Consider the following 25,091-nt stretch of genomic DNA (forward strand, 5'->3'; position numbering starts at 1 on the left):
CGTTCGGACGAGGTGATAGCACGTGCTCAGGGTCGAGGACATCAACCTGACGGACTGGGAGTTCTGGCGCCGCCCGCACGACCAGCGGCACGAGGCGTTCAAGGCGCTGCGGTGGCACCCCGAGCTCGTCAGGTTCGAGGAGCCGGACATCATCATCGCGCCGCAGGGGCCGGGCTACTACGCCCTCACCCGGCACGCCGACGTCGTCGAGGCGTCCCGCCGCCCGCAGGACTTCTGCTCGGGCCGCGGCGCGATCAGCATCCCGGACATGCCCGGCGACATGCACGAGTACTTCGGCTCGATGATCAGCATGGACGACCCGCGGCACGCCAAGATCCGCCGGATCGTGTCCCGGGCCTTCTCGCCGCGGATGATCCAGCGGTTCGAGGACCGGGTCGAGGCGGTCGCCGCCGAGATCGTCGGCAGCGTGGCCGCGGGCGACGGCAGCGGCGACTTCGTCGCGGACGTGGCCGCCCGGCTGCCCCTGAAGATCATCTGCGACATGATGGGGATCGCCGAGGACCAGTACCAGACCGTCCTGGACGCGACCAACGTCATCCTCGCCGGCAACGACGCCGAGTTCGTCCCCTCCGGCGACCCCGAGCAGCTCGCCCTCGCCCTGCTCACCGCCGGCGAGACGCTGCGCGGCCTGGTCGAGGAGCTCGGCCGGCGCCGCCGCGAGGATCCCACCGACGACCTGACGTCCGCGCTGGTGAACGCGAACATCGACGGGGAGTCGCTGACCGACCAGGAGCTGGGGTCGTTCTTCATCCTGCTCGTCGTGGCCGGCAACGAGACCACCCGCAACGCCATCGCGCACGGCCTGGACCTGCTCACCCGCAACCCCGACCAGCGCGCCCTGCTCACCGAGGACTTCGAGGGGCGCATCGCCGGCGCCGTCGAGGAGATCGTGCGGTACGTCTCGCCGGTCATCTGGATGCGCCGCACCGCGACCCGCGACACCACGCTGAACGACCACGAGATCAAGGAGGGCGACAAGCTCGTCCTCTACTACTGGTCGGCGAACCGGGACGAGTCGGTCTTCACCGACCCGGAGAGGTTCGACATCCTGCGCGACCCCAACCCGCACGTCGGGTTCGGCGGCCCCGGCCCGCACTTCTGCCTCGGCGCCCACCTGGCGCGGCGGGAGGTCACCGTGATGTTCCGCGAGCTGCTGGGCAAGGTCCCCGGGATCAAGGCCGGCGAGCCCGACCGGCTGGAGTCCAACTTCATCAACGGGATCAAGCGGCTGCCCTACACGATCTGAGCCCGCGGGCCGGACCCCCTTGACGCCGGTGCCCGCTTTGTCACGATGGCGGCGAGGGCCGCCACGCGGGGCGGCCCGGCGCGGGAGGCGACACATGGCGACCGGCACCGTCCGCCCCGAGGACGTCGACCTGTCCGACCTGGAGTTCTGGGCGCGGCCGCTGAGCGAGCGCAACGCGGCGTTCGCCGCGCTGCGCTCGCTGGAGCGGCCGCCGTTCTTCGCCGAACCGGACATGTCGTTCATCGGCGCCGAGCCCGGGCCCGGCTACTACGCGCTGGTGCGGCACGCCGACATCGTCGAGGCCAGCCGGACGCCGCAGGTGTTCTGCTCCTCGCGCGGCAACATCGCGGGCACCTTCGACCCGCCGCCGGAGTTCCTCGAGTATTTCGGCTCGATGATCAACATGGACGACCCGCGGCACGCCCGGTTGCGCCGGATCGTCTCGCGCGCGTTCACGCACCGGATGATCGCCAAGATCGAGGACGACATCGTCCGGGCCGCCGTGCGGATCATCGAGGAGTTCCGGCCGTCCGGCGGCGGCGACTTCGTCACCGGGGTCGCCGCCCGCCTGCCGCTGACGATCATCTGCGATCTGATGGGCGTCCCCGAGGAGCGGTACCGGCGGGTCTTCGACCTGTCCAACACCGTGATCGGCGCCTTCGACCCCGAGTACGTGCCGGACTTCGCCGAGGTCGCCGCGGCGGTCCTCGGCGCCGCCGAGGAACTGCGCGGCATGGTCCGCGACCTGGCCGCCGAGCGGGCCGAGCGGCCCGCCGACGACCTCACCTCCGCCCTCGTCCACGGCAACGTCGACGGGGAGTCGCTGACCGACCAGGAGCTGGGGTCGTTCTTCATCCTGCTGGTCGTCGCCGGCAACGAGACCACCCGCAACGCCATCGCGCACGGCCTGAAGCTGCTCACTCTCAACCCGGAGCAGCGCGACCGCTGGAAGTCCGACTTCGACCGGTACGCCCCGACGGCGGTCGAGGAGATCGTCCGCCTGGCCAGCCCCGTCACCTTCATGCGCCGGACGGTCACCCGCGACCACGAGCTGAACGGGCAGCGGTTCAAGGACGGCGACAAGGTCCTCATGTACTACTGCTCGGCCAACCGCGACGAGGCCGTCTTCGCCGACCCGGACGCCTTCGACATCACCCGCAGCCCCAACCCGCACCTCGGCTTCGGCGCCGCGGGCCCGCACTTCTGCCTCGGCGCGCACCTGGCCCGGCAGGAGATCACGGTGATGTTCCGCGAGCTGTTCCGGCGGCTCCCGGACATCCGCTCGACCGCGCCGCCGGAACGGCTCTACTCCAGCTTCATCAATGGCATCAAGCACCTGCCCTGCGAGTTCTGAGCCCGCTACCAGGGCACGGGCCCGGCCTCGGCGACGAACGCGCCGTTCGGGGCGTCCCCGCCCGCCGCCGCTCCGGCGATCACGGTCGCGCCCTGGACGGGCGTGCGGAAACCGGTGTGCCCGTTCAGGTCGGTCGCGCAGTAGCCGGGCGCCGCCGCGACCACCGTGACCGACGTGCCGGCCAGTTCCTTCGCATAGGCGACCGTCACCGCGTTCAGCGCGCTCTTGGACGTGTTGTAGGGGAGCAGGTTCGTGCCGTAGACGGGCGCGGACGGATCGCTGTGCAGCGCCAGCGACCCCAGTTCGCTGGAGACGTTGACGACGCGTCCGGCGGGGGAGCGGCGCAGCAGCGGCAGCATCGCGTTCGTCACGGCGACGACCCCGAACACGTTCGTCTCGAACGTCTCCCGGACCTGTTCCACCGTCGTCCGGCTCGGCGGCGTCGAACGGCCGTGGTCGGCGGCGTCCGTCGAGGTGATCCCGGCGTTGTTGACCAGGATGTCCAGCCGTCCGTACTCGGCGTCGATCCATTCCGCGGCCGCCTGGACGGTCGCCTGGTCGGTGACGTCGACGCGGACGAAACGGGCATCGATGCCCTCGCCCGCCAGCTCGGCCGCGGCCTTCTCGCCGCGTTCTGCGGAACGCGCACCGATCAGTACGGTCCTGCCACCCGAACCGAGAATGCGCGCCGTCTCGAACCCGATTCCCTTGTTCGCGCCGGTGATGAGCGCGGCCACCTCCACCATCTCGCGGGCGAGCCGCCGGAGCTTCCGGCCGCGCCGTCCCAGGAGGTGCCGCCCGGCATCCTGCACCTGCTGGAACGGCTCGACGACACCCCCGCCTACGTGCTGAACGCCCGCCACGACATCCTCGCCTGGAACCCCTTGGCGGCGGCGCTGATGACGGACTTCGCCGCCCTGCCGCCCGGGGAGCGCAACGTGATCCGGTGGCTGTTCACCGGCCCCGTCGCCGACCGGTACGGCAGCGACGAGTACGTGGCGGAACTGGCGGGCGAGTCGGTCGCGGACCTGCGCGCCGCGGCCGGACGCTACCCCGGCGACGCCGGCATCGCCGCCCTGGTCGCCGAGGTGTCGCAGCGCAGCCCGCTGTTCGCCCGCCTGTGGGACGCCGGCGAGGTCGGGATCAGGCGCAGCAGCCGCAAGCGCATGGTCCATCCGCTGGTCGGCCCGCTGGACCTGCACTGCGACGTCCTGTACGTCCCGGAACGCGACCAGCGCGTCGTGCTCTACACCACCGCCCCCGGCACGCCGTCCCACGAGGCGCTCAAACGGCTCCGGGAGTCCGCCCCCGTCGCGCTCGTGGCGCACTGACACGCCGGTCGCGCCGGACGTCCCGGCCGCGCCGGACGCGGCCGGCTCCTCCGGTGCGTCGGGTCAGCGCAGCTCGCGCTTGAGGATCTTGCCGGTGGCGGTCATCGGCAGCTCGTCGCGGAACTCGACGATCCGCGGGTACTTGTAGTTGGCGAACTGCTCCCTGCCCCACGCGACGAGCTCGTCCTCGGTGACCGCGGCGCCGGGCTTGCGGATCACGTACGCCTTGACCTCCTCGCCGTGGCTCGGGTGCGGGACGCCCACCACGGCGGCCAGCGAGACGTCCGGATGGGTCATCAGGACCTCCTCCAGCTCCCGCGGGTACACGTTGTAGCCGCCCCGGATGATCATGTCCTTGGAGCGGTCGATGATGTAGTAGTAGCCGTCCTCGTCGCGGCGGGCGACGTCGCCGGTGCGGAACCAGCCGTCCTTGACCGCCTCGGCGGTCGCCTCGGGCCGGTTGTAGTAGCCCTTCATGACGTTGTGGCCGCGCACCGCGATCTCGCCGGGCCCCTCGCCCTCGACCTCCTTCCAGCCGTCGTCGACGAGCTTCATCTCCACGCCCCAGACCGGCAGCCCGATCGAGCCGGGCTTGGTCGGCCGGTCGGGGCGGTTGAACGAGCAGACCGGCGAGGTCTCCGACAGCCCGTAGCCCTCCAGGACGTTCATCCCGAACTTGTCCCGGACGCCCTTGATGACCTCCATCGGCAGCGCCGCGCCGCCCGACACCGCGACCCGCAGGTTCTCCCGGATCGCCGCGACGTCCTCGGCGGAGGTGTCGTCGCTGAGCAGCGCCCAGTACATCGTCGGGACGCCGGCGAAGATGGTCACCTTCTCCTTCACCATCAGCTCGACCGCCTCCTTGGCGTCGAACCGCGGCTGCATGACGAGCGTGCCGCGCCGGTAGAACCCGACGTTCATCACGCACGTCTGCCCGAAGATGTGGAAGAGCGGCAGCGTGACCAGCGAGGTGTCGTGCAGCGTCCGCGCGAACAGCGTGTCGTCCACCATCGCGTTCATCAGCAGGTTGCCGTGCGTCAGTTCGGCGCCCTTCGGCTGCCCGGTCGTCCCGCTGGTGTAGATGATCACCGCGGTGTCGGTGCCCTCGGTCCGCTCGGTCTCGAACGTGCCGGACTGGCCGGTGAGGGCCGCCCAGAACAGTTCGGCGCCCTCGATCGGCGACTCGGCCGCGGCCGGGTTCGCCGGCAGCAGGAAGAAGTGCTCGCAGCCGGGGGCGTTCTGGAACCCGGCGTGGCCGGTCTCGCCGAGCGGCAGCTGCGGCGTCCCATCGAAGCAGAAGAACGCCTTGGCCTCGGAGTCGGCCAGGTGGTAGGCGATCTCCCGCGGCTTGAGCAGCACGTTCAGCGGCACGACCACCGCGCCCGCCTTCAGCGCCCCGAAGTAGACCATCGGGAAGTACGGCAGGTTGGGGCTGGACAGCGCGACCTTGTCGCCGGGTCCGATGCCGCGCGCCCGCAGCAGGTTCGCGACCTGGTTCGCGACCTGGTCGACGAAGGAGTAGGAGAGCCGCAGGTCGCCGAACACGACGGCGTCGCGGTCGGGCGTCTCCCTGGCGGCGTCCTCCAGCAGCACGGACAGGTTGAGCATGGCACTCCTCGCGCGGAACGGTGACCGGCCGGTTTGTCACCGAGGAGTCTATGACCAGGTGGCCAGGCGGGACGCGCGGTCCCGCCCGGCCACGGGTGCGGGCGCCTGGAGCGGGGCGGCCCGCGGGGGTGGCCGGTCACGGCCGTCCGGCCGTCGCGCAGATCAGCCGAAGTCGACGTCCGAGCACTGGTAGAAGGCGTTGCCGGTGTCGGCGATGTCCCAGACGGCGAGGATCATGTGCCGGCCGTGCTTGGCGGGCAGCGTCCCGCTGTGGCTGACGTCGTACGCCGGCCGCTGGCCGCCGTAGTTGACCTGCAGGAACGGCGTCAGGTCGAGCTGCGCGCGGGTGAGCGGCCGGGTGGGGTTCCAGCCGTCGCGGGTGATGAAGTAGCGGAACGAGGTGGTGGCGTGGGCGGCGGTGAGGTGCCAGGTGAAGGTGTACGGCCCGGCGGCCACCTTCGTGGCGGGCCAGGTGCCGCCGCGCTGGTCGTCGAGCGGGGCCCAGCGGCTGTCGCCCGCCGCGCAGAGGGTGCCGTCGGCGGGGCCGGACTGGGGGAAGCCCTTCGGGCCCTCCGTGCTCTGCGGTTCCCACTGGATGGGCCCGCAGTTCTTCACGGTGCCCTGCTTGCACAGCAGCGCCCGGCTGGGCGGGCTGTTGGTGTAGCCGTGGGCGAGCGCGGGAGCGGCGGTGAGGAGCGTGGCGCCGGCGCCCGCGGCGGCGGCGATGGCGAGGGTGGACTTGCGTGGCATGCGCGTCTCCTTGGCGGGGGTGGTCCCCTCTGGGTGAGGGGACGGGGAGCGAGCCTCGGCCGGAGCCTCCATTAAATAGGAAACTTTCCTTTTGGAGAGGATGGGCGATCGGCGCCGCCGCGTCAACCCCCCGCCGGCCCGGCAGGCCCCCGGCGCGAGGCTTGCGGTTGCGCTACTCTTGATGTATGTCGGCCAGGCTGCTCCTTCGACGACCACGTTGACGCATCGACGTCGACGTGGTGGCCCCTCCTGCGCGAGGGGCCGTTTCATGTGACGGAGAGCCCGTTGGCCCTGTGAACCCCAGATGGAGACCGGAGCGGAAGCGTGAGCAGCGACGACCCCACCCGCGGAGCCGCGGGGGGTACAGGGGGGGCGTCCCCCCTGACCGAGACGTACGACCCACGGGCGGTTCAGGACAAGTGGCAGGCCCGGTGGGCGGAGCTCGACCCCTTCGCGGCGGAGGAGAAGGACGACGGCCGCGAACGGCGCTACGCGCTGGACATGTTCCCCTACCCCAGCGGTGACCTGCACATGGGTCACGCCGAGGCGTTCGCCATCGGCGACGTCGTCGCCCGCTACTGGTTCCAGCGCGGGTACAACGTGCTGCACCCCATCGGCTGGGACTCCTTCGGCCTGCCCGCCGAGAACGCCGCGATCAAGCGCGACTCGCACCCCGCCGAGTGGACCTACGCCAACATCGACACGCAGGCCGCCTCGTTCCGCCGCTACGCCCCGTCCTTCGACTGGACGCGCCGCCTGCACACCTCCGACCCCGAGTACTACCGGTGGACGCAGTGGCTGTTCCTGCGCTTCTACGAGCGGGGCCTGGCCTACCGCAAGGGCGGCCACGTCAACTGGTGCCCGAAGGACCAGACCGTCCTGGCCAACGAGCAGGTCGTCGGCGGGCACTGCGAGCGCTGCGGCGCGCTGGTCGAAAAGCGCGTGCTGACCCAGTGGTACTTCAAGATCACCGACTACGCCGACCGGCTGCTGGACGACATGGCGCAGCTGGAGGGCAAGTGGCCCGAGCGCGTCCTGCTGATGCAGCGCAACTGGATCGGCCGCTCCACCGGCGCCGACGTCGACTTCGTGATCGAGGGCCGGGACGAGCCCGTCACCGTCTACACCACCCGTCCCGACACCCTGTTCGGCGCCACCTTCATGGTCGTCGCCGCCGACGCCGCGCTGGCCGAGGAGGTCTGCCACCCCGACCAGCGCGCCGCGTTCGAGGCCTACCGCGAGGAGGTCTCCCGGGAGAGCGAGATCGAGCGGCTGTCCACCGAGCGCGAGAAGACCGGCGTGTTCCTGGGCCGCTACGCGGTCAACCCGGTCAACGGCGAGCGGCTGCCGGTCTGGGCGTCGGACTACGTGCTGGCCGAGTACGGGCACGGCGCGATCATGGCGGTGCCCGCGCACGACCAGCGCGACCTGGACTTCGCGCTGAAGTTCGGGCTGCCGGTCCGCGTCGTGGTGGAGACCGGGCTGCCCGACCCCGCCGAGACCGGCATCGCCACCCCCGGCGACGGCCGGCTGGTCAACTCCGGCCCGATCGACGGGCTGGGCAAGGCCGACGGCATCGAGAAGATCATCGAGGTGCTGGACGAGCGCGGAACCGGACGCGCCTCCGTCAACTTCCGGCTGCGCGACTGGCTGGTGTCCCGGCAGCGGTTCTGGGGCTGCCCGATCCCGATCGTGCACTGCGAGGCGTGCGGCGAGGTCCCCGTCCCCGACGACCAACTGCCCGTCCGGCTGCCGGAGAACCTGCGCGGCGCCGACCTGGCGCCCAAGGGCACCTCGCCGCTGGCCGCCGCGTCCGACTGGGTCGACGTCGACTGCCCCAAGTGCGGCGGCGCCGCCAAGCGCGACACCGACACCATGGACACCTTCGTCGACTCGTCCTGGTACTACTTCCGGTACTGCTCGCCCGGCTACGAGGGCGGCCCGTTCGACGTCGAGCAGGTCCGCAAGTGGATGCCGGTCGACCAGTACACCGGCGGCGTCGAGCACGCGATCCTGCACCTGCTGTACAGCCGGTTCTTCACCAAGGTCCTGTACGACATGGGCATGGTCGACTTCACCGAGCCGTTCAGCCGGCTGCTGAACCAGGGCCAGGTGATCCTGAACGGCAGCGGGATGTCCAAGTCGACCGGCAACCTGGTCGACCTGGGCGACCAGATCGGCGAGTTCGGCGTGGACGTGGTCCGGCTGGCGATGCTGTTCTCCGGCCCGCCCGAGGACGACATCGACTGGGCCGACGTGTCCCCGCACGGCATGTCCAAGTTCCTGACCCGGGTGCACCGCATCGCCGCCGAGGTCTCCTCGCGGCCGGGCGCCGACCCGGCGTCCGGCGACACCGGGCTGCGCCGCGCCACCGCCCGCACCGTCGACGAGGCCACGAAGATGGTCGAGACGCAGCGGTTCAACGTGGCGATCGCGCGGATCATGGAGCTGGTCACCGCGACCCGCCGGGCGATCGACTCCGGGCCCGGCGCCGCCGACCCGGCCGTCCGCGAGGCCGCCGAGGCCATCGCGGTGCTGCTGTCGCTGTTCGCGCCCTACACCGCCGACGAGGCGTGGGAGCTGCTGGGACGCACCGCGCCGGTGATCCGCGCGGGCTGGCCGCAGGCCGACCCGGCGCTGCTGGTGGAGGAGTCGGTGACCTGCGTCGTGCAGGTGGCCGGCAAGGTCCGCGACCGGCTGGAGGTGCCGCCCGGCATCGCCGGCGAGGAGCTGGAGCGGCTGGCGCTGGACTCGGCGAAGGTCCGGGACGCGCTGGGCGGCGCGGAGATCGCCAAGATCATCGTCCGCGCGCCGAAGATCGTGAACATCGTCCCGAAGCGCTAGCGGCGGCCTGGGACGCGCCGAGGCGGCCGCGGGGACCAGCCCCGCGGCCGCCTCTCGGTGCCGTCCGCGCGCCGTCCCCGCGGCACGGCGGACGCGCGGCACGGCGCGCCGTGATCGCGCCGGGCGCGCCGCGCGCTACATCTTGCGCAGGACCGCCACGACGCGGCCGAGCACGGACGCCTCGTCACCGGGGATCGGCTCGTAGGCGGAGTTCTGCGGCATCAGCCAGATGTGGCCGTCCCTGCGCTTGAACGTCTTCACCGTCGCCTCGCCGTCGATCATGGCGGCGACGATGTCGCCCTGCTCGGCGACCGGCTGCTGGCGGACCACGACCCAGTCGCCGTCCGCGATCGCCGCCTCGATCATCGAGTCGCCGGTGACCTTCAGCAGGAAGTGCGTGCCCTCGCCGACGAGCTGCTTGGGCAGCGTGAACACGTCCTCCACCGCCTCCTCGGCCAGGATCGGGCCGCCGGCGGCGATCCGGCCGACGAGCGGGACGTAGGCCGGCGCGGGCCGCGTCGCGGTCTCCTGGCCGCCCACCGCCTCGTAGGAGTCGGGCTCGGTGCGCACCGGCGTCGCGCCGGGGACCCGCACCTCGACCGCGCGCGGGCGGTTCGGGTCGCGCCGCAGGAACCCCTTGCGCTGCAGGGTCCGGAGCTGGTGCGACACGCTGGAGGTGCTGGTCAGGCCGACCGCCTCGCCGATCTCGCGCATCGAGGGCGGGTACCCCCGGCGCTGGACGGAGTCGCGGATCACCTCCAGCACCATGCGCTGCCGCTGGGTCAGGCCCGTCTCGTCCATGGGCCCGTCGGGCAGCTCCCGGACCTTGCTCATCGCTCGTCGCCTCCCGGGCGCCTCGATCCGTCACTCCTTGTCAATGAACGCTATCGCGTCCGGACGAAATGATCAAACAATTGTTCGAAGATGTGCTCGCGTTTCGCGGGTGGGCTGCGGTACAACATCGTACAGGCGTTCGATCGAAAATTCATTCGAAGTCCAGGAGGGTGAGATGCCCGATTCGCCGTCCGGGGAACGCGCTCCGCTGCGACTCACCCGCCGCGGGCGCGCGGTCCTCGTCGTCCTCGCCGCCGCCTTCACGCTCGCCGCCCTCTGGCTGGACGGCGGCACGGGCGCCTTCGCGGGCGGCCGCACCGCCCACCACGGGCGTCCCGGGCACGTCCGGACCGCCGTCGTCGAGCCCGGCGACACGCTCTGGCGCATCGCCACGGACTGTGACCCCGGCGCCGACCCGCGCGTCACCGTCCAGCGGATCATCGACCTCAACGGGCTGGGCGGCGACCCCACCGTGCAGCCGGGCCAGCGGCTCGTCCTGCCCGCCGGCTGAACCGCCCGCCCCGCCTCTCCGGCGCCGGCGCGGGGGCCGCCCCGGCGCCGGCGCCGCGACACGCCCGGGCCCGGAATCCGATCGTCCGACGTGACCTGGATCTACGCGCCGGATGTGACGCGCGTCCGCTCCCGGGGCCCCGGACCAGGTTGCGCAGTCCTGCGCCGAGCCGTACGGTTGACCACAACATCTAGTAGTCACACCGATGTAAGTCACCTATATATGGCGACCAGTCGGTGTCACTCGTTTCCGTCAGGGGAGGGACAAGGCGTGCACTGCCCGTTCTGCCGCAACCCTGACACCAAAGTGATCGACAGCCGTTCGACCGACGACGGCGGCGCCATTCGGCGCCGGCGCGCGTGCGCCGAATGCGGCAAGCGATTCACCACGCAGGAGAATGTGCTCGTGATGGTGGCCAAGCGCAGCGGGGTCACCGAGCCGTTCTCCCGGGAAAAGATCATCGCCGGGGTGCGCAGGGCCTGCCAGGGCCGCCCGGTGGACGAGGATGCGCTCGCGAAGCTGGGGCAGCGGGTCGAAGAGGCGATCAGATCGTCGGGATCCGCGGAAATCCCCTCGCACGAAGTCGGCCTCGCCATCCTGGGGCCGCTCCGTGAACTCGATGAGGTCGCCTATCTGCGATTCGCCTCGGTCTACCGGAGCTTCGAGTCGCTGGACGACTTCGCCAAGGAGATCGAGGCGCTGCGGAAGGCCGGTTCCTCGGGGGAGCCCGGCCCGCCCCGGTAGGGGCGGTTTCCGGAAAAACGAGAACACATTGTGAAGGCGCCACCGCACGGGCATGCCCCGGGCGGCGGCGGAGTTGTTCCTGGACAGGGCCCGGCGGGAGGGCCCGGGAGGGGGAAGTCATGACGGAGACGGTCAGCGGCCCGGCACGGCGCGGCAAGGGGGGGCGCAAGGGCCTGAAGGTGGAGCGCATCTTCACCACGGCCGGCGTGCACCCGTACGACGAGCTGCGCTGGGAACGCCGCGACGTCGTCATGACCAACTGGCGCGACGGCTCGGTCAACTTCGAGCAGCGCGGTGTGGAGTTCCCCGACTTCTGGTCGCTGAACGCCGTCAACATCGTCACGTCCAAGTACTTCCGCGGCGCCGTCGGCACGCCGCAGCGCGAGTGGAGCCTCAAGCAGCTCGTCGACCGCGTCGTCGGCCGGTACGTCGAGACGGGGCTCGCCAACGGCTACTTCGCCACCGAGCAGGACGCCGAGATCTTCGACCACGAGCTGAAGTACGCGCTGGTCCACCAGCTGTTCAGCTTCAACTCGCCGGTCTGGTTCAACGTCGGGACCAAGTCGCCGCAGCAGGTGTCGGCCTGCTTCATCCTGTCCGTGGACGACACGATGGAGTCGATCCTCGACTGGTACAAGGAGGAGGGCGTCATCTTCAAGGGCGGCTCCGGCGCCGGCCTGAACCTGTCGCGGATCCGCTCCAGCAAGGAGCTGCTGTCCTCCGGCGGCACCGCCAGCGGCCCCGTGTCGTTCATGCGCGGCGCCGACGCGTCCGCCGGGACGATCAAGTCGGGCGGCGCCACCCGCCGGGCCGCCAAGATGGTCGTGCTGGACGTCGACCACCCCGACGTCGCCGAGTTCATCGAGACCAAGGCGCGCGAGGAGAACAAGATCCGCGCGCTGCGCGACGCCGGGTTCGACATGGACCTCGGCGGCAAGGACATCGGCAGCGTCCAGTACCAGAACGCCAACAACTCCGTCCGCGTCTCCGACGAGTTCATGCACGCCGTGGAGTCCGACGGCGAGTTCGGGCTGCGCGCCCGGATGACCGGCGAGGTCGTCGAGACGGTCAAGGCCAAGGAGCTGTTCCGGCTCATGGCCCAGGCCGCCTGGGAGTGCGCCGACCCCGGCATCCAGTACGACGACACGATCAACGACTGGCACACCAACCCCGAGTCGGGCCGGATCACCGCGTCCAACCCGTGCTCGGAGTACATGTCGCTGGACAACTCCTCCTGCAACCTCGCCAGCATCAACCTGCTGAAGTTCCTCACCGGCGAGGGCACCTTCGACGTCGCGAAGTTCGTCAAGCTCACCGAGCTGATCATCACGGCGATGGACATCTCCATCACCTTCGCCGACTTCCCGACCGAGAAGATCGCGCAGACCACCCGCGACTACCGCCAGCTCGGCATCGGCTACGCCAACCTCGGCGCGCTGCTGATGGCGACCGGCCACGCCTACGACTCCGAGGGCGGCCGGTCCCTCGCCGCCGCGATCACCTCGCTGATGACCGGCGTCGCCTACCGCCGCTCCGCCGAGATGGCCGGCGTCGTCGGCCCGTACGCGGGCTACGCCCGCAACGCCGAGGGCCACAAGCGGGTCATGCGCAAGCACGCCGCCGCCAACGACGGCATCCGCGGCCTCGACGACATGGACAAGTCGATCCACGCCGCCGCCGCCAAGCAGTGGCAGGAGTGCCTGAAGGCCGGCGAGAAGCACGGCTACCGCAACGCGCAGGCGTCGCTGCTCGCCCCGACCGGCACCATCGGCCTGATGATGGACTGCGACACCACCGGCATCGAGCCCGACCTGGCGCTGGTGAAGTTCAAGAAGCTCGTCGGCGGCGGCTCGATGCAGATCGTCAACCAGACGGTGCCGCGCGCCCTGCGCAAGCTCGGCTACCAGCAGGAGCAGATCGAGGCGATCGTCGAGTACATCGGCGAGAACGGCCACGTCGTGGACGCCCCGGGCCTGCGGCCCGAGCACTACGAGGTGTTCGACTGCGCGATGGGCGAGCGGGCGATCAGCCCGATGGGGCACGTCCGGATGATGGCGGCCGTCCAGCCGTTCCTGTCCGGCGCGATCTCCAAGACCGTCAACATGCCCGAGCAGGCGACCGTCGAGGACATCGAGAAGGTGTACTTCGAGGGCTGGCGGCTCGGCCTGAAGGCCCTGGCGATCTACCGCGACAACTGCAAGGTCGGCCAGCCGCTGTCGGCCGCTGGCAAGAAGGAGGAGCCCAAGGCCGAGGCCGCGCCGGCCGAGGTCCGGCCCGTCCGCCGGCGGCTGCCCAAGCAGCGGCCCGCCACCGTCACCCGCTTCTCCGTCGCGGGCGCCGAGGGCTACATGACCGCCTCGTCCTACCCGGACGACGGCGTCGGCGAGGTCTTCCTCAAGCTCGGCAAGCAGGGCTCCACCCTCGCCGGCGTGATGGACGCCTTCTCCATGGCCATCTCCATCAGCCTCCAGTACGGCGTGCCGCTGGAGACCTGGGTGGAGAAGTTCACCAACATGCGGTTCGAGCCCGCCGGGATGACCGACGACCCCGACATCCGCATGGCCACCTCGGTGATGGACTACATCTTCCGCCGCCTGGCGCTGGACCACCTGCCCTTCGAGGAGCGCGCGGGCCTCGGCATCTTCACCGCCGAGGAGCGGGCGATGCAGGCCAACGGCGAGGACCCGGCGACCCTGCACGCGGACGAGGCGATCGAGCACGAGACCCTCGCCCAGTCGGCGGAGATCACCCGTCCGGCGGCCCCGGCGCCCGCGACCGAGGCGCGCTCCTCGATGGAGGTCATCGAGAGCCGCCAGGGCCGCACCGCCGACGCGCCGCTCTGCCTGACCTGCGGCACCAAGATGCGCCCGGCGGGCAGCTGCTACGTCTGCGAAGGCTGCGGCTCCACCAGCGGCTGCAGCTGACGCCGGACGCCTTTGGGGCGTGAATCGGCGGATCGGAGCGGGGGAGTCGGCGTTGCGCCGGCTTCCCCGCTTCGGCTTTCCGGCGGCATGACCGCCGTTGTGCGAGGGGACCTGGTCGGTGACCGGGTCCCCTCGGGTGTTTCAGGGCGGCGTCAGGGCTTGGCCTTGTTCTTCGGCTTGGGCTGCAGGCGGCGGTAGCCGGGGTGGACGTCGGGGCGCAGGCCCTGCTGGTCGGCGACGCGGCGCAGCAGCCCGAGGAGCTGGTCGTGCTCCTCCGGGGTCAGGGCCTCGCAGAGCCGCTGTTCATGGGTCATGCCGACCTGGGCGAGTTCGGCCAGGAGCGCTTCGCCCTTTTCGGTGAGGTGCAGCGCGTAGATCCGGCGGTCGGCCGGGTTCCGGCGGCGCTCGATCAGGCCGCGCTCCTCCAGCTCGTCGGCGAACGGGACGAACCGGCTCGGCGGCATGCCCAGGGCGTCGGCGAGTTCGCGCTGGCTGCGGCCGGGGACGGTGGCCAGCATGCGCAGCAGTCCGGCCTGCGCGGGGGTCAGGTCGAGGCCGGCGACCCGTTCGGCGAACAGGCCGGCGGCGTGCGCTCCGAGCTGGGCCAGCAGGAAGGCGACCCCCGTCCGGGGCGCGGGTGCGCTCGCGGTCATGGCGACATCGTAGCCTCTTGACATCGTTCTACTTTGTAATCATTATCGAGCGTATACGAACTGTCGAGAGGGAGAGAGACCATGACCACCGAGACCGTCCGGCCGGGCGCGCGACCCGGCCGCCGTCCGCAGTCCGGGCCGCCGCTGCTGCTGCCCGTCCTCGTCTTCACCGCGCTGACCATCGCCTACGTGGTGGCCAACCGGTCCACGCCCCATCCCGACGCCTCCGGCGCCGAGGTGCTCAAGTACGCCCAGGACCATGGCACCGCCATCAAGGCGGGCACCTTCCTGCTGCTCGGCTCCGCGTTCCCGCTCATCGTTGCCGCCGGGACGCTCTACCGGCGTCTGCGCGCGCTGGGCATCACCGCGCCGGGATCGGCGATCACCCTGGCCGGCGGCATCCTCGCGGCCGCCATGCTCGCGCTCAGCGCGATGTTCGGATGGGCCGGCGGCCGGCTGCCCGCGGACGCGAGCCCGGCGCTCGCACGGGCCCTGGCCGATCTGTCGTTCCTGTCCGGCGGCCCCGGCTACGCGGCGGCGTTCGCGCTGCTCATCGCGGGTCTGTCGGTGACGGGACTGCTGGCCGGACTGCTGCCGCGGCCGGTCGCGTGGATCGGGCTGGCGATCGCCCTGGCCGGCATGGTCGGGACGCTGACGCTGGTGGGTTCCGGATTCGCGTTCCTCGTCCCCGTCGTGCGCTTCGGTGGCCTGCTGTGGCTGATCGCCGCGGCCGCGCTGATGCCACGCACCCGCCACGAGGTGCGGTCCCGGGACGAGTCGGCGCCGGCGTGACCGGGCTACCGCTGGGAGGCGCGGCCGGACGAGGTCGCGCGGGCGAGGGCGGCGACGACGCTCGCGCACGCGTGCTCGACGGCCGCGATTCCCTTCTCCAGCGTCGGGTCGCGCTCGGAGACGGCCGCGACCAGGAACAGCCGGCCGGCGTCGCGGACCAGGCCGATGCTGTTGACCGTCCAGCGCCCGCCGTGGATCTCGCGGGGCAGCCAGCCGTTCTTGAGCGCGACCTCCGCCCCGTCCCCGGCCGCGGCGCTCACCCCCCATGCCTGCTCGGACGTCACGTCCGCCATCAGCTTCCGCAGGTAGCGGCGGGCTGACGCGTGCAGGGGAGAGCGGCCGGACACGAGCGAGGCCAGCAGGCGGACCTGGTCGGCGGCGCCGGTCGTGGTCGATCCCCAGGCCCCGCCCGTACCGGGGGTCGTGTCGCGCAGGCCGATCCTTCGGTTGGCGGCCGCCAGCCCGGACGCCCCGCCGATCTCGTTCCACAGCGCGCTGGCCGCGTCATTGTCGCTGATCCTGATCGCCTTCTCGGCGAGCATCCGCTCCGCTGCGGTGAGGACGCGCTTCTCCCGCTGTGCGCGCAGGAGCAGGGCGATGACGATGTCGACCTTGACGATGCTGGCGGTCGCCGTCCGCAGGTCGCCGTTGTAGGTGTAGCCGAGGCCGGAGCCGACTTCGCGGACCGATACCGACAGGTCGCCGGGCATGCGGTCGAGGTAGCGGTCGAGTGCGCGGGTCAGGGCCGCGCGCTCCGACCGGCCGAACGCGGGAGGGCTGGACGGTGCGGGCATCGGACTTCCGGTGGGCGATGGTGCCGGCGCGCGGGACGGGACCGTCTCCCGGACGACGACGGATGAGCCTGCCGCCAGTATGGCGGCGGCGCCGGCGATCGCCGCGACCAGGAGCGCGATCGGCCTCATGGCGGCGGGGACGGGACGTCGGAATCCATGATCGCGAGTCTTCTGAGCCGGCCGTTGCCTTGCCGTTAACCGAATTGCATGCACTGCATCCATTGCATACAATGCGTGCCGTGCAGGCTGATGTGGTGTACCGGCGGCTCCGCGACCTGATCGTCGCGGGGCGGTACATGCCGGGGGAGCGGCTCACCGAGCTGTCGGTGAGCGCGGCGCTGGAGGTGAGCCGGACGCCGGTCCGCGAGGCGCTCCGCCGGCTCCAGAGCGACGGGCTCGTCCAGGGGACCGGGCGGGGCGTCGTGGTGAACGCGCTGGGCGCGGAGCGGCTCGGGCACGCCTACGAGGTGCGCGCCGCGCTCGAGGCGCTCACCGCCGAACTCGCCGCCGACCGGCAGCGGGCCGGCCGCGTCCCGCCCGCCGAGCTGGCCGATCTGGAGCGGGACGCGCTGCTGCTCGAGGAGGTCACGGCGGCCGGCGACCTCGACCGGGCGGTCGCGCTCAACCGGGAGTTCCACCGCGGGATCGCCGAGCTGGCCGGCAACCCGATCGCGCTGGAGACCCTCGACCGGCTGTGGGATCGGATCATCGTCTCCACCCGCGAGTCGCTCACCGCTCCGGACCGCCCGGAGACGGTCGCCGGCGGGCATCGCCGCCTGCTGCGCGCGATCGAGGCGGGCGACCGGGAGCTCGCCGGGCGCATCGCCGCGGAGCACGCCCGCGCCACCGGCGCGGCTTTCGTCTGACAGGGAGGATGTGCGATGCCGAAGACCCACCACTACGAGGTGACGGTGACCTGGACGGGCGACACCGGTTCCGGGACGAGTTCCTATCGCGCCTACGACAGGTCCCATGACGTGGAGGCCGACGGCAAGCCGCCGATAGCGGGCAGCGCCGACCCCGCCTTCCGCGGCGACCCGGCCAAATGGAACCCGGAGGAACTGCTCGTCGCATCGCTGTCGCAGTGCCACATGCTGTGGTTCCTCGCCCTCTGCGCGCAGGACGGCATCGTGGTCACGGGCTACACCGACCGCCCGCACGGAACGATGGTCGAGACGCCGGACGGATCGGGCCGGTTCGAGGAGGTCGTGCTGCGTCCCAAGGTGACGCTGGCGGATCAGGCGCGGGTCGCTGACGTGGCGAAGGTGCACGCACGGGCCCACGAGATGTGCTTCATCGCCAACTCGATGAACTTCCCGGTCCGGCACGAACCCGAGACGGTGACGGTCTGACGCGGCCGACTGATGAGATGCTGGCGAGATGATCGGATCCCGCCAGCTCGAGTACTTCCGGGCCGTCGCACGCGAGCTGCACTTCACCCGCGCCGCCGAGGCGCTGCGGATAGCGCAGCCCGCGCTGTCCCAGCAGATCCGCAAGCTCGAACGGCAACTCGGCGTCGCCCTGTTCGAGCGCAACAACCACCGCGTGGAACTGACTCCGGCGGGCGCGGCCCTGCTGGAGCACGCCGAGCGGATCCTCGCCGACATCGCGGCGGTGGACGAGGAGATGCGCGGCTGGGCCGGAGGGACGCGCGGCCGCATCCGGCTGGGCGGCGCGCGCGGGCTGACGGCGCGGCTGGCCCGACTGCTGGCCGCGTTCTCCGCCGAGTTCCCCGGCGTCGTCGTCGAACTGCTCGAGATGAACACCGGGGAGATGGTCGCGGGCCTGCACGGAGGGCGGCTGGACGCGGCGACCCTCGTCCGGCTGCCCCCGCAGGAGGAGGGTCGCCGGCTCGCGTCGCTGCCGCTCGGCGAGGAGCCGCTCGTCCTCGTCACGGCGGAGTCGGCGCCCCTGGCGGGCCGCTACCGCGTGCCGGTCTCGGCCCTGGACGGCATCGACCTCGTCTGCTACCCGCAGGGGTCGGTGATCCGGGAGATCGTGCTGTCGGCCCTCGCGGACGCCGGGGCGGCGGCGCGGATCCGGTTCGAGACCCGCGAGTACAGCACCGCGCGGGCCATGGCGAGCGTGGGGCTCGCCGCGGCCGTCATGCCGCGCTCGGTCGCCGAGGAGCCCGGGCTGCCGATCGGTGTCGTCCGGCTCGACCCCGAGCCGACCTGGGCGCCGTCGCTTGCCTGGCCGGCGGGGCGCCGGCCGGGCCCGGCGCTGGCGGCCTTCATCGCCTTCATGGAGCGCCATCCGGAACTCGCGTCCGTCGGTTCATAAGTTCTAGATCTGACCGACAGCTCTTTTATGTCTTGGACATCTGATGAGCCGACGCGCGACGATCAACGTGTTCCGCACAGCGCGGGGCTACTGGGACGAGGAGCTTCACGATGAACCGTGACGAGCGTGCGCGCAGGACGTACGAGGGCTTGATCGGCGTGCCGGCGGAGGAGGCGTTCGCCGATGTGCGCCGCGTTTCTCCGCAGATGTACGAGACGGTGCTGGAAGGGGCGTTCGGCGGTCCGCTGGCGCGTTCCGAGCTGAGCCGCCGGGAGCGGGAGCTGGCGAGCGCGGCGATCGTGGCGGCCCTCGGCGGGGCCGACCGGCGCCTGGCCAGCCATGTGCGCGGGGCGCTCCACCAGGGAGTCGCGCCGCACGAACTGCTCGCGCTGGCCGAGCACGTCGCGGTCTACGCGGGGTTCCCGCGCGCGTTGAACGCGCTGGACGTGGTCGACGAGGTGCTCCGGGAGGCGGGCGCCCCCGACCAGCCGGTGCTGCACCGCGTCCAGTTGGACGACCACGAAACGGTCGTCGCGCAGAAGGGCGACCACGGCCCCGCGGTGATCCTCTCCCATTCCCTCGGTGTCGACTGGCGCATGTGGGAGCCGGTCATGGAGCGCCTGTCGCAAGGCCGCCGCGTCTTCGCCTACGACTTCCGCGGCCACGGGGGCGCGGCCGGCGCGCCCCGGCCGTTCTCCATGGACGACCTCGCCCGCGACATGGGCGGCGTCCTGGACGCGTTCGGCGTGGACCGTGCGCACGTCGTCGGGCTGTCCATGGGCGGCGGCATCGCGCAGACGTTCGCGGTGCGCTCGCCGGAGCGGGTCGAGTCCCTGACCCTGATGGCCACGACCGACCACGCGTTCGCCGCGTTCGAGGACCGCGCCCGCTCGGGGGAGGAGGACGGTATGGAGGCGCAGATCGTCCCGACCCTGACGCGCTGGTTCACCGCGCCCGCGCTCGCCACGAACGGGTGGGGCGTGCAGTACGCGCGGGAGCTCATCCGGCGCTTCGACCCCGCCGACTGGGCCGCGGCCTGGCGCGCCTTCAAGGACGTCGACGTCCAGGGGAAGCTGGCCGGGCTCCAGGCGCCGACCCTGGTGCTGGTGGGGGAGGAGGACTACTCGACCACGCCCGAGATCATGTCGGGGGTCGCCGAGCGCATCCCCGGATCGACGTACCAGGTGCTGCCGGGAACGCCGCACATGCAGACGCTCGAACAGCCCGCCCTCGTCGCCGACGCGCTGGACCGCTTCCTCCCCGCCGACCGCTAGAGCGACATGCGCGCAGACCCGTCCGTCCGGGCGGATCTTCGCGCTCGCCCGTGCGGGGGAAGCGTGTGGTTCCCGCGGGGGAGGCGGGTCCGGTGCCGTCGCCTCGAAACTCTCCACCATGAGCGATGCGCTGGAAACGCCGGTGAGCGGAACCGCGGTACCGGTCGACGGGATTGGCCCCAGATGGACAGCGGCCCGTAAGGCGGCCGGCTACGGCGCCGCTTTATCGCTGTCCCTCTACCTTGCGGTGAAGGTCGTCTGGGTGGGGGCGGCGCTGCTGGGGCACACGCCGTCCAATTTCGGCGACGGCGACTGGATCGTGCTGAATACGGTCACCGTGGGCATGTCGGTCGTCGGCGTCGTCCTCGGGCTGGGCCTGGCGCAGCGATGGGGACGCCGCGTACCGGCGCCGCCGCTGGTCTTCTGCGCCTGGACGGGCGCCGGGTTCCTCATCCCGATGATCCCCTACATGGTGCTCAGCGCCTTCGTGGGAGGGGATTCGGACGGCGGCGGCTCGGGCGGCGGCTCGGGCGGCGGTGACGCCGCCCCGTCGTGGGAGATGGTCTTCATCGGCGTGGGTTTCGCGGGCATGGCCGTGGGGCTGGCCGTCGGGCTCCCGATTTACATGCGGGAAAGATGGCCGGCCGCGTTCCTCGGACGGGTCGATGATCGCGGGCCGGCGCACCTCGGGCGCTACCGCCTCGGGGTTCTGTACGGCCTGGTCGCGGCGCTCGCCCTCCTGTGGACGTACTGGGCGGCGGGCGGGACGCTCGGTCTCGAACACCGCGACATGATGGACGCCAACGGGCGGTTGCTTGTCGCCAACTCGGCTCTGTGGGCGGTCATGGGCGCCGCTGCGATCCGGACGATCGCTGCGGGACGTTCGAGGATTCCCTTGTGGATCCCCATGGCGCTGGGCTTCACCGCGTCGGGCTCGATGTTCGCATGGGCGGCGTGGAAGCTGCCCTGGGCACTCATCCGCCCGGGCGGCTATACGCCCGTCGAGTACGTCGGCGTCTCGTTGATCGAGTACGGGCTGAGCATCACCGCCGGGATCGTGATGCTGGCCGCTCTCCTCAAGGCGGCGCGGCCAACCTCCGGCCTCAGGAGCCTCCCGCGATGATCGCCGTCAGGAGTAAGTCGAGGCGGGCGTCGCCATGTCCGGAACGCAGGCGGCGCCCCTGCGCGAGGGTGGCCAGGCCGTGCAGCGACCCCCAGGTCACCTCGGCCAGCGTCTCCAGGTCCCGCCCGCCCGCGAACGGTTCCAGCGCTGTAAGGAACTCGCCGAAGGCCTCCCGCAGGGGCGCGGGCGACTCGCCGGTCCCGAACGTCACGTCGATCCGCTGGACGAACATCGCGTCGTACAGCGCGGGCCGCTCGCGGGCGAAGTCCAGGTAGGCCGCGGCCATGGCGCGCAGGGCGTCCTCGGGCGCCTGCCGGGCGGTCCGCGCCTCGCGCAGCAGGGCGGCCAGCTCGCCGATCCCGTCGACCGCCACCGCCGCGACGATGGCGTCCTTGCCCTTGAAGTGGCTGTAGAGGACGGGCTGGCTGTACTCGACGCGCTCGGCCAGCCGCCGGGTCGTCACCGACTCCCAGCCCTCCGCCTCGGCCATCTCCCGGGCGGCCCTGACGATCAGCCGGTGACGTTCTGCTCGTTCGCGCTCACGGCGTTCTTGTACGGACACGCTCCGATCCTAGCATCGCTAGACATGCGAGCAAGGAAATCCGCGCCTGGGTCAGCGGACGCGCCCCCGGGGCTTGAGGGGGACGTCGGGAAGCGCGGGCGCCGCGAGCGGGGGCCCGTCATAGCCGTGCACGGCGCCGAACCGCTCGCCGGACGTCCAGTCCTCGCGCGCCCGGCGGACCTCCTCGCCCGACCGCGCGACGAAGTTCCACCACATCACCAGCTTCTCCGCGAAAGGCTCGCCGCCCAGCAGCACGAGCCCGCTCGCACCGTCGGCGCGCAGCCGCAGCTCACGGCGGCCGCATCCGAGGTACACCATCGAGCCCGGCTCCGCGCGTACCCCGTCCACGTCCGTGACGCCCGACATCGTGAGCACCGCGTACTCGAAGTCCGGCTCGACCGGCAGGCGCACGTCGGCGCCGTCCGCGAGGGCGATGTCCGCGCCGACGATGGGGCTGAACACCGTGCCGGGCGAGACCGCGCCGTCGAGTTCGCCGAGGATCACCGTCCCGTCGAATCCGGGCCCGCGTACCACGGGAAGGTCGGCGTGGTGCTCGAACGCCGGGTCGGTGTGGCGGTGCGCGTCCGGCAACGCGACCCACAGTTGCGCACCGTGCAGCGTCGGCGCGTGCTCGCGCGGCGACTCCTCCGAGTGCGCGATGGCCCGCCCGGCCGTCATCAGTCCCAGCTCACGCGGCCGGACGGTCTGCAGGCTGCCGAGGCTGTCGCGGTGCAGCACCTCCCCGGCGTGCAGCCAGCTCACCGTCTGCAGCCCGATGTGCGGATGCGGCGGCACCTGCATGCCGGGCTCGCCGGCGATGTCGTCCGGGCCGTAGTGATCGACGAAGCACCAGGCCCCGACCATCCGCCGTCCCAGGCTCGGCAGCAGCCGCCGGACGAACGTGCTCTCGCCGAGCGGCACCCGCCGGGGCGGCAGCATCTCGTGCACCGGGCCTCCGGCGACGTCATCCCGGCCCCCGCACACGACGGCCCCGGGCCGCACGTCAAGATTGCTCACTGCACCGACTCCTTCATGATGGCCACGCTACGGACCAGTGTGCGCGCAGGGCCGGCCGGGGCCATTCCGCTCGCGGCGGAGCGCGGAATCGGCGGCGGGCCGCCGGGGTTTGAACGAACGTGATGCACGGTGAGTACAAGGTCCCCGGCGGCAAGCTCGTGGTCGCCGACGTCGACGTGGTGGACGGCCTGCTGCGCCGCCCCAGGATCAGCGGCGACTTCTTCATGGAGCCGGACGAGGCGCTGGAGGCCATCAACGCCGCCCTGGACGGGTTGCCCGCCGCCCTGGAGGCCAGGGAGATCGGGGCCCGCGTCCAGGCGGGGCTGCCGGCCGGGACGGTGATGCTGGGCATCACCGCCGAGGCCGTCGGCATCGCGGTGCGGCGCGCGGTCGCGCGGGCCTCGGACTGGCGGGACCACGACTGGCGACTGGTCCACGAACCGCCGCAGGGCCCCGCCCTGCACATGGCGCTCGACCAGGTGCTCGCCGAGGAGGTCGGCGCGGGACGCCGCCCGCCGACGCTGCGCGTCTGGGAATGGGCCTCGCCCGCGGTGGTCATCGGCAGCTTCCAGTCGCTGCGCAACGAGGTCGACGCCGAGGAGGCCGAGCGGCACGGCGTCGAGGTGGTCCGCCGCATCAGCGGCGGGGGCGCGATGTTCGTCGAACCCGGCAACACGATCACCTACTCGCTGTACGCGCCCGGCTCCCTGGTCGCGGGCATGTCGTTCGCCGAGAGCTACGCCTTCCTCGACGACTGGGTGCTCGGCGCCCTCGGCGAGCTCGGCATCCGGGCCTGGTACCAGCCGCTCAACGACATCACCTCCGACCAGGGCAAGATCGCCGGCGCGGCGCAGAAGCGGCTGGCCTCCGGCGCGGTGCTGCACCACGTGACGATGTCCTACGACATCGACGCCGCGAAGATGCTGCGGGTGCTGCGGATCGGCCGGGAGAAGGTGTCCGACAAGGGCATCGCCAGCGCCGCCAAGCGGGTCGACCCGCTGCGCCGGCAGACCGGCCTGCCCCGCGAGGAGATCATCGACCGGATGATCGCGCACTTCCGGACCCGGTACGGCCTGGTCACCGACCGCCTCACCGACGACGAGCTCCGCCTCGCCGACAAGTACGCGGCCGACAAGTTCAGCACCGCCGAATGGACCGCCCGCGTTCCCTGACCCGCCCTGCGGCGACGCCGGTTCACCGGTCCTGGACGGTCTGGCGCGTCCCGGTTTCGGCGGAACGGCGGACGGCGTCGAGGAGCCGGTGCATGTGCAGGCCCGTGTCGAAGCCCGGCACGGTCGTGCCGCCCGTCCGGACGTCGTCGGCGAAGCGGGCATAGAACTGCGCGACGTTGAGGACCTCGACCGCGCGCGCCGCCTCCGGCACCCACAGGTATTCGTCCGGGATCGGCAGATCCTCGCGGGACGACCCGCTGCCTTGGGCGCCGCGTACCGCCAAGGCGCCGATCTGGACGCCCTCCTTGGCGCCCGGGCCCGGAGAGACCAGCGCGAGGTCGCCGTCGGTGCCCGCGATCTCGATCCGGGTGCGGGCCGCAGTGACCTTGGCGTCGTGCACGTGCACGGACGCGGTGGCGCCTCCGGCGAGGACCGCGCCGACGACGATCTGGTCGGGGGTGTCGGCCTTGACCGTCTCGTTCGTGCCGGTCACGGTGTACTCGGTGCGCTGCACCGACAGCTCCGCCGACAGGGCCGTCACGTTCCCGGCGAGGTACTCCATCACGTCGAGCGTGTGCCCCGCGCCGACCTCGAGCGAGCCGGCGCCGTTCGACCTGTCGAACGTGTAGGCGCCCCAGCCGGGGATCTCGCCCGAGCCGCCCTTGCCGCGCGCCGCGTACACGTTGACGGAGGTCACCCTGCCGACGTACCCGTCGGCGACCAGGTCCCGCGCGTACTGGACGGCGGGGGAGAAGCGCGCCTGCAGGCCCACCGCGTGCCGCACGCCGGTGCGCCGCGCGAGCTCCAGCAGGCCCCCGGCCTCCGCGGTGCCGAGTGCCAGGGGCCACTCGCAGTAGACGTGCTTGCCCGCGTCGAGCGCCGCCCGGACCAGCGCGTCGTGCGCCGGCACCTTGACGGTGATCGCCACTAGGTCGACGTCGGGGTGCGCGGCGAGTTCGCGGGCGTCGGTGAAGGCGTGCGGGACGCCGAACCGGTCGGCCGCAGCGCGGGCGCTGTCGGCCCGGCTGGTGCCGACGGCCGTGATCTCGTAACCGGGCAGCGCGCGGAGGGCGGGGACGTGCGCCCGCGCGGCCCAGCCCCGGTCGGGGTTCGCGCCGACGATGCCGACCCGGATGCTGCCGTCTGCCATGGGGACCTCCCGTCAGTGAAGCGGACCTCTGCCGTCCGCTTTCTTGGAGGCTAACGCAACCGGACATAGCCCGTCCACATAAAGGGACGGTGCAGGTCCGGTTG

Annotated in this window: 23 protein-coding genes; 14 read left to right on the plus strand and 9 right to left on the minus strand. The window is 71.8% G+C overall.

Translation table 11 applies throughout. The features are described 5' to 3' along the window. Positions 1–22: 22 nt before the first annotated feature. Positions 23–1,267 carry a cytochrome P450 gene (locus QP089_RS16195; protein WP_285912436.1) on the plus strand — a complete coding sequence of 415 codons (1,245 nt, stop codon included), beginning with the start codon at positions 23–25 and terminating at the stop codon, positions 1,265–1,267. Positions 1,268–1,361: 94 nt separating this feature from the next. Beyond that, on the plus strand, positions 1,362–2,621 hold the full coding sequence (locus tag QP089_RS16200) for a cytochrome P450 (RefSeq protein ID WP_285912438.1): 1,260 nt from the start codon (positions 1,362–1,364) through the stop codon (positions 2,619–2,621). A gap of 5 nt (positions 2,622–2,626) precedes the next feature. On the opposite strand, the gene QP089_RS16205 is transcribed toward QP089_RS16200, so the two are convergent. Next, entirely contained in the window at positions 2,627–3,433 is an 807-nt protein-coding gene (locus QP089_RS16205) for an SDR family oxidoreductase (protein ID WP_285912439.1), read from the minus strand. On the opposite strand from QP089_RS16205, the gene QP089_RS16210 reads away from it, so the two are divergent. Then, positions 3,413–3,952, plus strand: a complete 540-nt coding sequence (locus tag QP089_RS16210; protein WP_285912440.1) for an MmyB family transcriptional regulator — start codon at positions 3,413–3,415, stop codon at positions 3,950–3,952. The genes QP089_RS16205 and QP089_RS16210 overlap by 21 nt on opposite strands. 63 nt (positions 3,953–4,015) lie before the next feature. Here QP089_RS16210 and QP089_RS16215 read toward each other — a convergent pair whose 3' ends face one another. Together QP089_RS16215 and QP089_RS16220 are read right to left on the minus strand one after the other, a co-directional pair. Beyond that, positions 4,016–5,560, minus strand: coding sequence for a long-chain-fatty-acid--CoA ligase (locus QP089_RS16215; RefSeq protein ID WP_285912441.1), 1,545 nt, complete (start codon positions 5,558–5,560; stop codon positions 4,016–4,018). 162 nt (positions 5,561–5,722) lie between these two features. Continuing rightward, entirely contained in the window at positions 5,723–6,310 is a 588-nt protein-coding gene (locus QP089_RS16220; RefSeq protein ID WP_285912442.1) for a lytic polysaccharide monooxygenase, read from the minus strand. Between the two features lie 381 nt (positions 6,311–6,691). Here QP089_RS16220 and leuS point away from each other — a divergent pair, with 381 nt between their 5' ends. Continuing rightward, positions 6,692–9,154, plus strand: coding sequence for a leucine--tRNA ligase (gene leuS, locus QP089_RS16225; protein ID WP_285912809.1), 2,463 nt, complete (start codon positions 6,692–6,694; stop codon positions 9,152–9,154). 135 nt (positions 9,155–9,289) lie between these two features. Here the strand turns inward: leuS and lexA are convergent, their stop codons facing one another. Continuing rightward, positions 9,290–9,988 carry a transcriptional repressor LexA gene (gene lexA, locus QP089_RS16230; RefSeq protein WP_285912443.1) on the minus strand — a complete coding sequence of 233 codons (699 nt, stop codon included), beginning with the start codon at positions 9,986–9,988 and terminating at the stop codon, positions 9,290–9,292. A gap of 175 nt (positions 9,989–10,163) precedes the next feature. Between lexA and QP089_RS16235 the strand changes: the two genes are divergently transcribed. From QP089_RS16235 to QP089_RS16245, 3 genes are all read left to right on the plus strand, one after another. Then, positions 10,164–10,499, plus strand: coding sequence for a LysM peptidoglycan-binding domain-containing protein (locus QP089_RS16235; RefSeq protein WP_285912444.1), 336 nt, complete (start codon positions 10,164–10,166; stop codon positions 10,497–10,499). A 270-nt stretch (positions 10,500–10,769) separates the two neighbouring features. Further along, positions 10,770–11,243 carry a transcriptional regulator NrdR gene (nrdR, locus tag QP089_RS16240; protein ID WP_285912445.1) on the plus strand — a complete coding sequence of 158 codons (474 nt, stop codon included), beginning with the start codon at positions 10,770–10,772 and terminating at the stop codon, positions 11,241–11,243. Between the two features lie 119 nt (positions 11,244–11,362). Further along, entirely contained in the window at positions 11,363–14,167 is a 2,805-nt protein-coding gene (locus QP089_RS16245; RefSeq protein WP_285912446.1) for a vitamin B12-dependent ribonucleotide reductase, read from the plus strand. 152 nt (positions 14,168–14,319) lie between these two features. Here QP089_RS16245 and QP089_RS16250 read toward each other — a convergent pair whose 3' ends face one another. After that, positions 14,320–14,820 (minus strand): MarR family winged helix-turn-helix transcriptional regulator, encoded by a 501-nt coding sequence (locus tag QP089_RS16250; RefSeq protein ID WP_285912447.1) that lies wholly within the window; start codon positions 14,818–14,820, stop codon positions 14,320–14,322. Positions 14,821–14,901: 81 nt separating this feature from the next. Here QP089_RS16250 and QP089_RS16255 point away from each other — a divergent pair, with 81 nt between their 5' ends. Continuing rightward, on the plus strand, positions 14,902–15,612 hold the full coding sequence (locus QP089_RS16255; RefSeq protein ID WP_285912448.1) for a hypothetical protein: 711 nt from the start codon (positions 14,902–14,904) through the stop codon (positions 15,610–15,612). Between the two features lie 5 nt (positions 15,613–15,617). Here QP089_RS16255 and QP089_RS16260 read toward each other — a convergent pair whose 3' ends face one another. Further along, positions 15,618–16,535 (minus strand): serine hydrolase, encoded by a 918-nt coding sequence (locus tag QP089_RS16260; RefSeq protein WP_285912449.1) that lies wholly within the window; start codon positions 16,533–16,535, stop codon positions 15,618–15,620. A gap of 110 nt (positions 16,536–16,645) precedes the next feature. On the opposite strand from QP089_RS16260, the gene QP089_RS16265 reads away from it, so the two are divergent. The 5 genes from QP089_RS16265 (at position 16,646) to QP089_RS16285 (ending at position 21,086) form a co-directional block, all read left to right on the plus strand. Continuing rightward, complete coding sequence (locus tag QP089_RS16265; RefSeq protein ID WP_285912450.1) at positions 16,646–17,272, plus strand: GntR family transcriptional regulator; 627 nt, start codon at positions 16,646–16,648, stop codon at positions 17,270–17,272. 15 nt (positions 17,273–17,287) lie between these two features. Continuing rightward, positions 17,288–17,758: an OsmC family protein gene (locus QP089_RS16270; RefSeq protein WP_285912451.1), complete on the plus strand. Its 471-nt coding sequence runs from the start codon at positions 17,288–17,290 to the stop codon at positions 17,756–17,758. A gap of 28 nt (positions 17,759–17,786) precedes the next feature. Continuing rightward, positions 17,787–18,689: a LysR family transcriptional regulator gene (locus QP089_RS16275; RefSeq protein ID WP_285912452.1), complete on the plus strand. Its 903-nt coding sequence runs from the start codon at positions 17,787–17,789 to the stop codon at positions 18,687–18,689. 110 nt (positions 18,690–18,799) lie between these two features. Further along, positions 18,800–19,963, plus strand: coding sequence for an alpha/beta hydrolase (locus tag QP089_RS16280; RefSeq protein WP_285912453.1), 1,164 nt, complete (start codon positions 18,800–18,802; stop codon positions 19,961–19,963). A gap of 118 nt (positions 19,964–20,081) precedes the next feature. After that, positions 20,082–21,086, plus strand: a complete 1,005-nt coding sequence (locus QP089_RS16285) for a hypothetical protein (protein ID WP_285912454.1) — start codon at positions 20,082–20,084, stop codon at positions 21,084–21,086. Here QP089_RS16285 and QP089_RS16290 read toward each other — a convergent pair. Together QP089_RS16290 and QP089_RS16295 are read right to left on the minus strand one after the other, a co-directional pair. Further along, a complete protein-coding gene (locus tag QP089_RS16290) occupies positions 21,067–21,648 on the minus strand; it encodes a TetR/AcrR family transcriptional regulator (protein WP_285912455.1) in 582 nt (193 codons plus the stop codon). The two genes, QP089_RS16285 and QP089_RS16290, sit on opposite strands and share 20 nt — an antisense overlap. A 51-nt stretch (positions 21,649–21,699) precedes the next feature. After that, a complete protein-coding gene (locus tag QP089_RS16295) occupies positions 21,700–22,665 on the minus strand; it encodes a pirin family protein (RefSeq protein ID WP_285912456.1) in 966 nt (321 codons plus the stop codon). A gap of 122 nt (positions 22,666–22,787) precedes the next feature. On the opposite strand from QP089_RS16295, the gene lplAB reads away from it, so the two are divergent. After that, complete coding sequence (gene lplAB / locus QP089_RS16300) at positions 22,788–23,837, plus strand: lipoate-protein ligase LplAB (protein ID WP_285912457.1); 1,050 nt, start codon at positions 22,788–22,790, stop codon at positions 23,835–23,837. Between the two features lie 22 nt (positions 23,838–23,859). On the opposite strand, the gene QP089_RS16305 is transcribed toward lplAB, so the two are convergent. Continuing rightward, the gene (locus tag QP089_RS16305; RefSeq protein WP_285912458.1) at positions 23,860–24,987 is read right to left on the minus strand and encodes a Gfo/Idh/MocA family protein; all 1,128 of its coding nucleotides are present in this window, start codon (positions 24,985–24,987) and stop codon (positions 23,860–23,862) included. Positions 24,988–25,091 lie beyond the last annotated feature (104 nt).

This window comes from Actinomadura opuntiae (genome assembly GCF_030283205.1).
In the GTDB taxonomy this organism is placed as follows: domain Bacteria; phylum Actinomycetota; class Actinomycetes; order Streptosporangiales; family Streptosporangiaceae; genus Spirillospora.

What these genes read in the sequence shown, in the direction of transcription:
- QP089_RS16200 (WP_285912438.1), top strand. Translation starts at nt 1,362, where the DNA reads ATGGCGACCGGCACCGTCCGCCCCGAGGACGTCGACCTGTCCGACCTG.
- QP089_RS16215 (WP_285912441.1), bottom strand. Translation starts at nt 5,560, where the DNA reads ATGCTCAACCTGTCCGTGCTGCTGGAGGACGCCGCCAGGGAGACGCCC.
- QP089_RS16220 (WP_285912442.1), bottom strand. Translation starts at nt 6,310, where the DNA reads ATGCCACGCAAGTCCACCCTCGCCATCGCCGCCGCCGCGGGCGCCGGC.
- lexA (WP_285912443.1), bottom strand. Translation starts at nt 9,988, where the DNA reads ATGAGCAAGGTCCGGGAGCTGCCCGACGGGCCCATGGACGAGACGGGC.
- QP089_RS16235 (WP_285912444.1), top strand. Translation starts at nt 10,164, where the DNA reads ATGCCCGATTCGCCGTCCGGGGAACGCGCTCCGCTGCGACTCACCCGC.
- QP089_RS16245 (WP_285912446.1), top strand. Translation starts at nt 11,363, where the DNA reads ATGACGGAGACGGTCAGCGGCCCGGCACGGCGCGGCAAGGGGGGGCGC.
- QP089_RS16250 (WP_285912447.1), bottom strand. Translation starts at nt 14,820, where the DNA reads ATGACCGCGAGCGCACCCGCGCCCCGGACGGGGGTCGCCTTCCTGCTG.
- QP089_RS16255 (WP_285912448.1), top strand. Translation starts at nt 14,902, where the DNA reads ATGACCACCGAGACCGTCCGGCCGGGCGCGCGACCCGGCCGCCGTCCG.
- QP089_RS16260 (WP_285912449.1), bottom strand. Translation starts at nt 16,535, where the DNA reads ATGAGGCCGATCGCGCTCCTGGTCGCGGCGATCGCCGGCGCCGCCGCC.
- QP089_RS16270 (WP_285912451.1), top strand. Translation starts at nt 17,288, where the DNA reads ATGCCGAAGACCCACCACTACGAGGTGACGGTGACCTGGACGGGCGAC.
- QP089_RS16275 (WP_285912452.1), top strand. Translation starts at nt 17,787, where the DNA reads ATGATCGGATCCCGCCAGCTCGAGTACTTCCGGGCCGTCGCACGCGAG.
- QP089_RS16280 (WP_285912453.1), top strand. Translation starts at nt 18,800, where the DNA reads ATGAACCGTGACGAGCGTGCGCGCAGGACGTACGAGGGCTTGATCGGC.
- QP089_RS16285 (WP_285912454.1), top strand. Translation starts at nt 20,082, where the DNA reads ATGAGCGATGCGCTGGAAACGCCGGTGAGCGGAACCGCGGTACCGGTC.
- lplAB (WP_285912457.1), top strand. Translation starts at nt 22,788, where the DNA reads ATGCACGGTGAGTACAAGGTCCCCGGCGGCAAGCTCGTGGTCGCCGAC.
- QP089_RS16305 (WP_285912458.1), bottom strand. Translation starts at nt 24,987, where the DNA reads ATGGCAGACGGCAGCATCCGGGTCGGCATCGTCGGCGCGAACCCCGAC.